This window comes from Sporichthya sp. (assembly GCF_013815995.1).
Classification (GTDB): Bacteria; Actinomycetota; Actinomycetes; order Sporichthyales; family Sporichthyaceae; genus Sporichthya.
In genome coordinates this window covers 7,917-18,629 of sequence record NZ_JACDFE010000066.1, presented here as the reverse complement: position 1 = coordinate 18,629, position 10,713 = coordinate 7,917, and the positions used below count along the sequence as shown (strand labels likewise).

Here is a 10,713-nt window from a genome sequence, read left to right as displayed (position 1 = left end):
GAGCACCCTGAGCCTGGTCGACTTCGCCGCCGAGGTCGTCGAACCCGGATCGACCATCCGCACCGACGGCGCCCGCATGATGCGCCGGCTCGGGGGGATGGGCTACACCCACGAATACGTCACCGGCTACGACGCCGAGGACCCCACCACCGTGCTGCCCGGAGTGCACATGGTCGCCTCGCTGCTCAAGCGGTGGCTGATCGGCACCCTGCACTACCGGGTCAGCGACGAGCACCTGCCCTACTACCTCGACGAGTACGCGTTCCGCTTCAACCGGCGCAACTCCACCGCCCGCGGCATGCTCTTCTACCGCCTGCTCCAGCAGGCCGTCGCCACCGATCCGCACCCGCTGAACGAACTGATCGTCAGATAACAGTCCCGATAAGGGTCGCTGCACTCAAGCAGATATGCAGAACATATGTTCGATACAGTCGGATGGCAACGACCACGCGGCGCGGGGAGATCGGGTGCAGGCCAGTACTGAGGGAGACCACAAGGGGGTGATCGCGCGCCTCCGCGTGATCGATCTGTTCGCCGGCTGCGGGGGGCTCACGGCTGGGTTCAGGGCCGCGGGTGGCTACCGCACGGTTGCGGCGGTGGAGAAGGACCTCGCCGCCGCCGCCACCTACGCGGCGAACTTCGAGGAGCGTCACGTCCACTGGGGCGGGATCGAGGGCTGGGTCACCTCGGGCGAGATCCCCGAGGCCGACATCGTCGTAGGAGGGCCTCCCTGCCAGGGTTTTTCAAATCTGGGAGCGCGCCGGGAGCGTGACCCGCGCAACGCCCTGTGGCGGCGGTACGTCGACGTGCTGGTGGCTGCGCGCCCGAGGGTGTTCCTCCTGGAGAACGTCGATCGATTCGCGACCAGCGGTCAGTGCAGAGATCTGGTCCGCGAGACCTACCGCAGCGGACGCCTGCGCGACTACACCATCGACTGTCACATCGTGCGTGCGACAGACCACGGCGCGGCCCAACTCCGGCGCCGGACGATCGTCATCGGCACCCATCGCGATCTTGCCCAGATCCAGGTACCCCGAACTACGGTTCCCAAGTCCGAGTGGCGGACGGTCAAGGACGAGATCGGAGGTCTGTCGCCGATCGATCCGGATCACAGGGATCTCCCCGACGACTGGACGGTATTCCGAGGCCACACCGTGCCGGGCCGGTTCTCCTCGATCGACCTGCACGTCACCCGTCGATACGAGGAACGCTCGCTCGAGCGATTCGCGTCGATCCCGCCCGGCGGTAACCGCACGGACCTTCCCGACAATCTCAAGGCGCCATGCTGGCTGAACCACGACACAGGCTCGTTGGACGTGATGGGCAGGATGCACTGGGATCGGCCTTCCGTCACGATCCGAACCGAGTTCTACAAGCCGGAGAAGGGTCGTTACCTCCACCCCGATCAGGACCGCGCGATCAGCCACTACGAGGCCGCGAGGCTCCAAGGGTTCCCGGACGACTACCTCTGGTGCGGCACCAAAGTTCAGATCGCGCGTCAGATCGGGAACGCAGTTCCGGTGCCGCTTGCCCAATCGCTGGCGACCTACATCAGGGCGTGCATGTGTTGACGCGGCGTCAGATACACGACGGGCCTGCGCCTTGATCCGTGGTTCGGAGCCCCACAGTTCTGTGAGTGGATCGCCCAATCAGCTACGGTGCCGTTCGTTCGGCAACGGCGAGCGCCAACCCGGCACAACCTACGAGTAGCCCGGCCAGACTTGCCGCAGCCGCAGAGAGGGCAACATCTCCGAGTACGAAACTGGCCCTGCCGCCGGGAATCAAGTGCGATCCCCACCGTTGCGCAGACGAGCAGCACAGCAAGCAGCAGGCTGGACGACAGCAGGCACTTCATCAAGGTGAGGCGTGCCAGCACCATCTTGCGCTCGTGAATCGCGGCCGACGAGGCCGATGTTGGCCGCGGAGAGAGGGCGGCCAGGATCGCGACTGCCGCCAGTGCGAAACCGAGAAGTGCACTCGACGAACTGGCCATTGATGAGTAGGCGTCCCGCCGTGTGGCGGGTTCAAGGGCGGCCACGGCGAGGAGATCTGAGCCGGACGCCCGTAACGATGCGAGTGTCCCTTCAACCCCCATCGCGGTCAGGAGGGTGTTACCCAAAGGTGAGCGTCCAGCCACCGCAAGCCGCGCACCGTCAGGCACCCTTGCCTTGGAACGCCTGACCGATCGAGGCGTTCTGCAACTCGCCACTTTCGTCCAAGCGCTGTCGAGCGTCACGGAAGGCGGTCACTGTTGTCGCCATCTCCGGCATCCCGGGAACCCTGGTGTCTCGCGGAAGGTCAGCGACCTCCTGCAGTCGTTCATGAAGCAGGTTGACCGTGGTGCTCGCCCCGGTGCCTGGATCGCGGCCCTTGATCGTCATGGATGACACCGCGTCCGTGCCCTCCTGAGCCATCGCGATCACGGCTTCCTCGGTCGCCAAATCCAAATACCGGTCGCGCGGGCTGTGGCGTCCGACACCGATCTCCACCCGAACTGACGGCGCGGTGTGGCCGAACACCGCCGGAATGAGGGTCCTGAACGCACCGGGCTGGAGGTCGGGCGGCTCCGGCTTGTTGATTGCGATCTCCACCCGCCGGAGCTGGCCACGCATTCGCATCAAGCGGGCGAAGGTGTCGGGCTGGAAGAGTGGCTCGAACCCGACATGCTCGTCGAGATGCTTGCGCAGGTAGTGAGCGAGGCGACCGAAGCGCGGTGCGTGCCCGTGCAGGTCTTGGGCCGCGTAACCGTCGGGCCACAGCACCATGTAGGTCACGTCGGCTGGGTACTGCCTGTCAAGAAGCTGCAGCGGGCTCAACGGCGTTCCGGGCTCCCACTGCAGTGGCCGCTTGTCCGGCGTCCGGAGCGCCATGAGGCGAATGACGGACATCTCCTCGTCGCTGCCGACCCGCAGAACCTCGATCCCGGTTGCGATCTCGCGATCTTGGAGGAGCGCGATCTCGGGATCCTGGGCGATTCGCGCGGCCAGGCGGGCGCAGACGTCGTGCGGGGCGAAGCGGTCCTGGCCTGGGAGCGATGACCACCGCTCGAACACAAGCCGTCGCTGAAGCATGGCAGTCACCATAGGACGAGTGGCCGACAGCGAAGCATAGTGCGGCACCGCCACCGCGTCTCCTCGCTCCGATACCTGCGCGGGGGAGCCGAAGACGCGGTGCCAGACGGACACCGGGTCCGTCATTGCGTGGATCTGGAACCGAACGCGCACACAGGACTCCTGAGGTCCCGCGCACCCGGCGCGGGTGGGTCCGCGGGGGAGTTGCGCGATGGCGATCGTCAATACGTTCACGGTGTCGTTCTCCGAGCAGGTACCGCTGTCTCGCTGGCGGGCTGCGGATCCGGGGATCGCGCCGAACAACAACGGCCTGCCGGGCCTTGAGGTCCTCCGGGACATCGTCGGGGCGCTGCTGACCTGGGGACTGGTCGCTTGTGTGGCCGGCCTCGTGGTGTCGGTGATCATCTGGGCGCTCGGGCACCACCAGGGCAACTACATGAACGCCTCCTCCGGCAAGACCGGGGTGCTGGTCGCCGCTGGCGGGGCGATGCTCATCGGCGGGGCGAACGGGATCATCTCGTTCTTCTCCGCGATGGGCGGGCGGATCCAGTGATCGCCCTCAACCGCGCCGCTCCCGTGAACCCGGCCTGCCTCGGTCCGCTCGACCCGATCTGCGACACCGCCGGCGGCCTGGTCGGCGGCGCTGTCGGATCGGTCGCCGACGTCGGCTCCGGGTTCGTGCTCGACGCCCTCGGCGCGGCCTTTGTGGACGCGGCCGAGTCGGTGACCCGGACCGCGTTGGCGGCGTTGGACACCGGCACTCGGGTGGACCTGGGGGCCGACTGGTTTCGCGCGAACGTCGCCGTCATCGGCGCGGTCACTGTCCCGGTCGTCGCCGGGTTGCTCGTCATCCAGGTCATCACTTCGGTGCTGCGCCGCGAACCCGGTGGGCTCGCGCGGGCGGCGGTCGGGTTGGCCAAGGCGTTCCTCGGAGCGGCGCTCGCGCTCGCGGTGGTGCAGGCCGCGCTGATCGCGACGGACGGGATCTGCGAGTTCATCGCCGCGTCGGCGGGGACGACGGTCGAGGGCGCCGCGGCGCGCTTCCTCAACCTGACCTGGCTCGCCGGACCGGCTGGTCCCGTCCTTCAGATGTTGCTCGGGATGGCGGTCATCTTCGGTTGCCTGGCGCTGTGGACGGTGCTGCTGTTCCGCAAGGCGGCGCTGCTCCTGATCGCAGTGTTCGCACCGATCGCGTTCGCCGGTGCGGTGTGGGACCAGACCCAGGTCTGGGCCCGGCGCTGGATCGAGATCGTCGCCGCGCTGATCCTTTGCAAGGTCGTCATCGTCGTGACCTTCGTCGTCGGCGCGAGCGCGTTCGCCGGAACCGGACCCGTCCTCGACCCGGCCGCGGGTACGGCGGCGGCGCCCGACGCCGGGCTGTCCGACGTCCTCGTCGGTCTGCTGCTGCTCGGAATCGCCGTCTGCTCGCCCTGGCTCACCTTCAAGTTCGTGCACTGGACCGGTATGGAGGCCGCCTCGGTCATGCACGGCGCGGTTGCCGCCAACCCGATGTCGAGCGCGGCTCGGGCTGGCGCCTCCCAGGCCCGCTTCGCTGCGCAGCAGGCGTTGACCTCCTCCGTCATGTCCGGCTCCGGGGGTGCGGCGGGACGCGGGGCGGGGGCGCGGGCGTCGTCGTCTGCGCCGGCGATGGCCGGACCACTGCTCGCCGGAGCCCGCGCGGGTGGCCAATCCCCGGCAGGTCCGGGCGGTGCCGCCTCTGCGCCGGGCAAGGGTGAGACCCGATGACCGTCACCGAGGTGCGCTTCGGCCGGCTGGAACGCCGGGGACTGCTCCTCGGCCTCACCGGAGCCCAGGTTGGCCTGGTCGGTGTCGCACTCGTCACCGTCGTCGCTGCCGGTGTGGCCGCGGGCCCGGCCGGGATCCTGCTCGGCGCGCCGGTGTGGGCCGCCGCGCTGGCGTGGGCCCTCGTCCCGGTCGGAGGGCGACCGTTGGTCGAGGTGCTACCAACGGTGGCTGGCTGGGCGACAAGGCGGCTGACACGGAGCCATCGGGACCTTGCTGCACCGGACGCAGCGGCCGTGCCGGAGACGTTGGATCTTCCCGGCCTGCCGAGTCGTCTGCACGTCACCGCCGACGACCACGGCGCAGCCATGCTGCGGTGCGGCCGCGGACCCGGTGCCCCGGTCACCCTCGTCGCCGAGGTCTGCGGGCGCGGCTTCCTGCTCGAGAGCTCGGCGGCGCAGGACCGCCGCGTCGCCGCGTGGGGCCGGCTCCTCGGGTCGTTGTGCCAGCTGCCGGACGTCGTCGGCGCGCAGGTGCTCCACCGCGCGATTCCCGCCGCGGGGCAGGAGATCCGCCAGTGGTGGTCGGGCCAGGTCTCCCCGCAGTCGCCGTGGGCGGAGCGGATCGTGGCTGACCTTGTTGAAGACACTCGGACTGACACCCGCCTGCAGCTCCTTGTCGCGGTCGCGGTCCGCCCCCGACGGGCCGACCTCATCGCCGCCCGGACCGCGCTCTCCGAGAGCTTCGACGCGGCCGAGCTCGATCTCGTGTCCTGGCTGACACCGGGTCAGATCGCCGCCCTGGTGCGTACGGCCTACGACCCGGCCTCGGCGACCAGGCCGTTGGCTTCCTCAGGGGCGCAGATTGGCCGCTCGCGCCCGATGGGGGTGGCCGAGCAGTGGTCGCACGCCCGCAGCGACTCGGCCTTCCACGCGACGTACTGGGTGAGCGAGTGGCCGCGCGCTGCGACACACGCCAGCTTCCTGCGGCCGCTGCTGTTCGGCGCGGGGGTGCAGCGAACGTTCACGTTGCTCGCCCGGCCCTTGCCCCCGGGCAAGTCGTTGCGCGAGATCCGGCGCGCCCGCGCCGAACAGGTCGCCGATGCCTCGACCCGCGCCCGGGTCGGACGGGTCGAGGAAGAGGCCCATCGGGCCGCGGCGGCGGAGCTGACGCGCCGGGAGGAAGACCTCATCGCCGGCCACGGCGATCTGCGGTTCACCGGCCTGCTCGCCGTCTCCGCGCCCATGCTCGACGAGCTCGCCGAGGCGTGCGCCTCGATCGAGACCGCTGCCGCGCAGGCCGGCTGCGAGCTGCGGCGACTGGTCGGCCAGCAGGTGCAGGCGTACGCCGTGGCGTCGCTGCCGCTCGGAAGGGGGCTGTGGTGACCGGGCTGGGGCGACTCGCTGAACACTCCAGGTGGGGCAAGCTCCGGGTCCCCGCGCATCGGGCGAGTTCGGCGACGCTGGCCGGGGCGTACCCGTTCCTGGCGCCGGCGCCGTGCCAGGTCGGTGTCCCGATCGGGACGGACGCCATCACCGGCGAGCCGTTCTGCTTCGACCCCTGGAGCCTCTACGCGGCCGGTCGGCTCACCAACCCCAACGTGGCGCTCGCCGGAGTCATCGGCGCGGGCAAGTCCGCGTTGGCCAAGTCGCTCGCGGTGCGGGCCGTCGCGGCCGGGCGACGCGCGTACGTGCCAGGCGACCCGAAGGGGGAGTGGGCGCCGGTCGCCGAGGCCCTCGGCGGGGTCGTGCTCCGCCTCGGCCCGGGGTTGCCGGCCCGGCTCAATCCGCTCGACGCTGGTGCCTCGCCCGAGGGCAGATCCGGCGGTGCGCGAGTGTTGGCCGCGATCACGGAGACGCTGCTGGACCGGCCCTTGCGGCCGGGGGAACGGGTCGCCCTCGATGTCGCGGTCCACTCGGCGGAGTGCGCGGGACCGGCGCAGGTCGGGACCGTCGCGGCGGCACTGACCGACCCCGACCCGGCCTACGCCCTCGCGGACGGCACGCCGCCGGCCGACCGGATCGCCGACGGCACAGAGCTCGTACATGCGCTGCGTCGCCTCCTGCGCGGTGACCTCGCGGGCATGTTCGACGGGCCCTCCAGCGTGACCCTGGACCCGGCAGCTCCGATGGTCGTTGTCGACCTGTCCGCGTTGGGATCGGACGACACCGCCGTCGCGGTCGCCATGACGTGCGCGTCGGCCTGGCTGGAGTCCGCCCTCACCACCCACCGCACCGCCCACCGCACCGGGCCCGACACCGCGGGCGGGCGCTGGGTGATCTACGACGAAGCCTGGCGCCTGCTGCGTTCGCCCGCCTTGCTGCGCCGGATGCAGGCGCAGTGGAAGCTCTCCCGCGCGCACGGGATCGCGAACCTCCTCGTTCTGCACCGGCTTTCCGACCTTGATGCCGTCGGCGCCGGGGGCAGCGAGACCCGGGCGCTGGCCGCGGGACTTTTGGCCGACTGCTCCACCCGCGTCATCTACCGCCAGGAGTCCGACCAGCTCGCCGGTATCGAGGCCGCACTCGGGCTCACCGACACCGAACGGGCGTTGTTGCCCGTGCTGCCTCGCGGGTGCGGGCTCTGGAAACTCCCCGGCTCTTCCTACGTCGCGAAACACCGGCTCCATGCCGCCGAGGCCGCCGTTTACGACACGGACATGGCCATGAGGGTTACGGGAGGTGGCCTGTCATGAAGGCCGTCCCGCTCGCCGAACGTGCCACCCTGGGAGCGCTCCTGATCGCCTCCAGCGAAGTCGACCCAGACTCCCAGGTAGCCGATCGCGGTGCCGTGCACCGGTGGCTGCGTCCGGACGACTTCGTCGACCCGTGGCACGCCGAGGTCTACCGGAGCATCCGCGCGCTCACGACCGCCGGTGACCCGGCGGGGGCAGAAGCGGTCGGCCGGGAGCTGTTCCGACGGCTCGGGCCGACGCGCGGCGACGTGGTACGCGTCGCCGGTCTACTGCACGACCTGCCGCCCCACGCCCAGGCCGAGACCTACGCGGTGATGGTCCTGGAGGCGTCCCTACGCCGGGCTGCCGCAGGCCACGGCGTCCTGCTGCGGGCCGGCGCGCTGCAGTCAAGCCTGGACGGCTCCGCCCGCCCAATGCTCGCGATCGCCGCGGTCGTCGACGACGCCCTCGATGGTGCAGCGGATCGCTGGGCCGCTGCCACCGGGCAGCCTCGGCTGGACCGTGCCCGTCGCGCCCCGGCCGCCCTGCGCTCGGCCACGGCAGGCGTCGGCGGAGCGTTAGGCGCCGATCGGCTCCTCGCCGCCCATCCGCGCCCCACGGCCCGCGAAGTCGCGGACCGCGAGGCCACGCTGATCGCCGCGCTGATCACCCACCCGTCCCAGATCGGTGCCACGTCCGCGTGGCTGCGACCGGCCGCCCTGGCCAACCGGACATGGCGCCCGGTCTACGAAGCGGTCCTGCGGCTGCACACCTACGGCCGACCCCTCGACGCCGTCACCGTCTTCTGGGAGACCCAACGCTCCGCCCGCACTGCGGGCCTGGGCCCCGACCCCGCGAGCGGGACCGCCCTGATCGAACGGAACATCGCCACCCAGCCCGGTCACGTCGCCCGCTTGGTGGCCGGTGACCACCTGCGCCTGGCCGCCGACCACGCCGCCGCCAGCCTCCACACCGCCGCCGCGAACCCCGGCCTGGACCTGGCCGAGGTCCTCGGCACGGGCCACATCCTCGCCGAAGCGCTGCGGGCCGGGTCGCGTCCCTTGGACACCGAGTCCGTGGATCTGGCCAGGTTGGCCACCGTCCACGCCCTGCCCAGCGCCCACGTTCATCGCGCCGGGCCGGTGGCGGGATGACGCCCCGCCAGGCCCGGAGGCCCGCGCGCGGTTCCGCTCCCGGACAAGGGTCGCCGCTGGCCGACCTCGCTCTGATCCTCCTCGTAGGAATGCTGGTGTTCGGGGCCCTCCTCTGGAGTGGCGCTGTGCTGGCGGCCTTCGTCACCGGGCGGGGTGTGCCAGCCGGCGGTATCGGAGCCGCGCTCGCCGCTCTGGGCCGTCCTGGTTCACCCGCCGCGGTCTGGCCGGTCCCGGGCGCGCTGCCGGGTGCGGCGATCTACTGGGTCTGCACCGCTCTCGTCCTCCTCGCCGTGGCCGCGCTCGGCTGGATCGCGTGGCGAGTGGCCGCGGGCCGCGGCCTGGCCCGCGGCGATCGGACCGACGTGCGCAACCTGCCCGGGTTGGCCGGGCCGCGGGAGGCCGGAGGTGTGGCCGGCCGGGAGGCCCTGCTCCGGCGGACCGCCCAGGTTCGACCGTCGCTGGTCGGCACCCGTCCGACCCCCGAGCAGGTGGGCTACCGCCTCGGTCACGCCCGCGGCCGGGAGCTGTGGTGCGCCGTCGAGGACTCCGCCCTGCTGGTCGGCCCGCCGCGCATGGGCAAGGGACTGCACGTGGTCATCCCGTGGGTGCTCGACGCGCCCGGCGCGGTCATCGCGACCTCCACCCGCCCGGACACCCTGGCCGTCACCCACCGGGCCCGCGCAGCCCGCGGACCGGTCGCAATCTTCGACCCCCAACGCCTCGCCGGCCTACCGGGTGGACTGCGCTGGTCACCGGTACGCGGCTGCGAATCGCCGCGCACAGCGCTGGTCCGCGCCCGCGGCCTCGCCGCCGGGGCCGGCTACGGCCGCACGGTGTCGGACTCAGACTTCTGGTCCGGGCAGACCGAAGCCGCGCTGCGGTGCCTGCTGCACGCCGCGGCTCTGGACGGACGTCGGGCCCTGGACCTGTACCGGTGGTCGCTCAACCCGGGCGCGGCGAACGACGCGATCACCGTGCTGCACCGGCACCCGGACGCCGCCGACGGGTGGGCCGACGCCCTCGAGTCCGCCGTCCACGCCGACCCCCGCACCCGGGACTCGGTGTGGCTCGGAGTCCGTCAAGCCCTCGCAGCGCTGGCCGACCCCGACGTCCTACACGCCCTCGATCCCGGTCCCGGGGACCGGTTCGACCCCGGCGCCTTCCTGGCCGACTCCGGGACGCTGTTCCTGCTCGCCTCCGCCGTCTCCTCCGGCACCTGCGCGCCGCTGGTCGCCGCATTCGTGGAGGACATCACCGAGACCGCCCGCGCCCGAGCCGCCCGCTCACCCGGCGCTCGCCTCGACCCGCCGCTGTTGCTCGCCCTCGACGAGATCGCCAACCTGACCCCACTACCGTCGCTCCCGTCCTTGATGGCCGAAGGCGGTGGATCGGGCATCACGACCCTGGCCGTGCTGCAGTCACTCGCTCAGGCCCGGCACCGCTGGGGCGAACACGCCGCGGACGCGATCTGGGACGCCGCCACCGTCAAGCTCATCCTCGGCGGGCTCGGCAAGGCCCGCGACCTCGAGGACGTCGCCCGCCTGCTCGGCGACACGGACGAGAGCACCACCACCTGGACCCGCGGCTACAGCGGCGACCGCTCCCAGAGCATGAGTGTGCGTCAGGTCCCCGTCATGCCGGCCTCCGTGCTGCGGACCCTGCCGTTCGGGACGGCGGTCCTGTTGCTGCGCCACACCCGACCGGCGGTCATCGACCTCACCCCCTGGACTCAGCGACCCGACGCCGACGCACTGCGCGCCGGCCAGACGGCCGTCGAAGCCGACACCGCCGCCGGAGTCGCCCTTGATCGCGAAGCGTCATGAACCCGCTGCTGCTCGGGGGCGGCGGGCTCGCCGCCACCGTCCTGGCCACACCGCTACTCGCGACTCTCGCCGTCCTCGGGTCGGCACCTGTGGCGCCGTGCTCACCGAGCGCCGTGGTCGCCACCGATACCGCGGTGACCGGCTCCGGCGGCTGTGATCCGGCCGGCGCGGTCTTGGCGCCCCGTGGCTCCTCCGACGCGATCACCGCCGCGCTGTCGCTGGTCGGCACCCGCAGTGGCTGGTCCCGA

General features: G+C 71.6%; 8 protein-coding genes and 2 pseudogenes. 9 read left to right on the top strand and 1 reads right to left on the bottom strand.

The window, feature by feature from the left end; genetic code table 11:
• Together H0X00_RS09720 and H0X00_RS09715 are read left to right on the top strand one after the other, a co-directional pair.
• A pseudogene (locus H0X00_RS09720) lies at positions 1-370 on the top strand (transposase); the annotation flags it as partial.
• A gap of 97 nt (positions 371-467) precedes the next feature.
• On the top strand, positions 468-1,571 hold the full coding sequence (locus tag H0X00_RS09715; protein ID WP_293769497.1) for a DNA cytosine methyltransferase: 1,104 nt from the start codon (positions 468-470) through the stop codon (positions 1,569-1,571).
• A 582-nt stretch (positions 1,572-2,153) separates the two neighbouring features.
• Here H0X00_RS09715 and H0X00_RS09710 read toward each other — a convergent pair.
• On the bottom strand, positions 2,154-3,224 hold the full coding sequence (locus H0X00_RS09710) for a hypothetical protein (protein WP_293769496.1): 1,071 nt from the start codon (positions 3,222-3,224) through the stop codon (positions 2,154-2,156).
• Between the two features lie 58 nt (positions 3,225-3,282).
• On the opposite strand from H0X00_RS09710, the gene H0X00_RS09705 reads away from it, so the two are divergent.
• The 7 genes and pseudogenes from H0X00_RS09705 to H0X00_RS09675 form a co-directional block, all read left to right on the top strand.
• Positions 3,283-3,624, top strand: a complete 342-nt coding sequence (locus tag H0X00_RS09705; protein ID WP_293769495.1) for a DUF6112 family protein — start codon at positions 3,283-3,285, stop codon at positions 3,622-3,624.
• Positions 3,621-4,817 carry a hypothetical protein gene (locus H0X00_RS09700; RefSeq protein ID WP_293769494.1) on the top strand — a complete coding sequence of 399 codons (1,197 nt, stop codon included), beginning with the start codon at positions 3,621-3,623 and terminating at the stop codon, positions 4,815-4,817. Before H0X00_RS09705 ends, H0X00_RS09700 begins: the two co-directional genes overlap by 4 nt.
• A complete protein-coding gene (locus H0X00_RS09695) occupies positions 4,814-6,199 on the top strand; it encodes an SCO6880 family protein (protein ID WP_293769492.1) in 1,386 nt (461 codons plus the stop codon). Before H0X00_RS09700 ends, H0X00_RS09695 begins: the two co-directional genes overlap by 4 nt.
• Positions 6,196-7,509, top strand: coding sequence for an ATP-binding protein (locus H0X00_RS09690; protein WP_293769490.1), 1,314 nt, complete (start codon positions 6,196-6,198; stop codon positions 7,507-7,509). The genes H0X00_RS09695 and H0X00_RS09690 overlap by 4 nt, the downstream gene beginning before the upstream one ends.
• Complete coding sequence (locus H0X00_RS09685; RefSeq protein WP_293769488.1) at positions 7,506-8,642, top strand: DnaB-like helicase N-terminal domain-containing protein; 1,137 nt, start codon at positions 7,506-7,508, stop codon at positions 8,640-8,642. Before H0X00_RS09690 ends, H0X00_RS09685 begins: the two co-directional genes overlap by 4 nt.
• Before the next feature lie 89 nt (positions 8,643-8,731).
• Positions 8,732-10,465, top strand: a complete 1,734-nt coding sequence (locus tag H0X00_RS09680) for a type IV secretory system conjugative DNA transfer family protein (RefSeq protein WP_293769486.1) — start codon at positions 8,732-8,734, stop codon at positions 10,463-10,465.
• Positions 10,462-10,713: pseudogene (locus H0X00_RS09675) on the top strand (hypothetical protein); the annotation flags it as partial. The gene H0X00_RS09680 and the pseudogene H0X00_RS09675, both read left to right, overlap by 4 nt.

Coding starts and splice junctions, on each gene's coding strand:
- H0X00_RS09685 (WP_293769488.1), top strand. CDS start 7,506: ATGAAGGCCGTCCCGCTCGCCGAACGTGCCACCCTGGGAGCGCTCCTG.
- H0X00_RS09680 (WP_293769486.1), top strand. CDS start 8,732: ATGCTGGTGTTCGGGGCCCTCCTCTGGAGTGGCGCTGTGCTGGCGGCC.
- H0X00_RS09705 (WP_293769495.1), top strand. CDS start 3,283: ATGGCGATCGTCAATACGTTCACGGTGTCGTTCTCCGAGCAGGTACCG.
- H0X00_RS09695 (WP_293769492.1), top strand. CDS start 4,814: ATGACCGTCACCGAGGTGCGCTTCGGCCGGCTGGAACGCCGGGGACTG.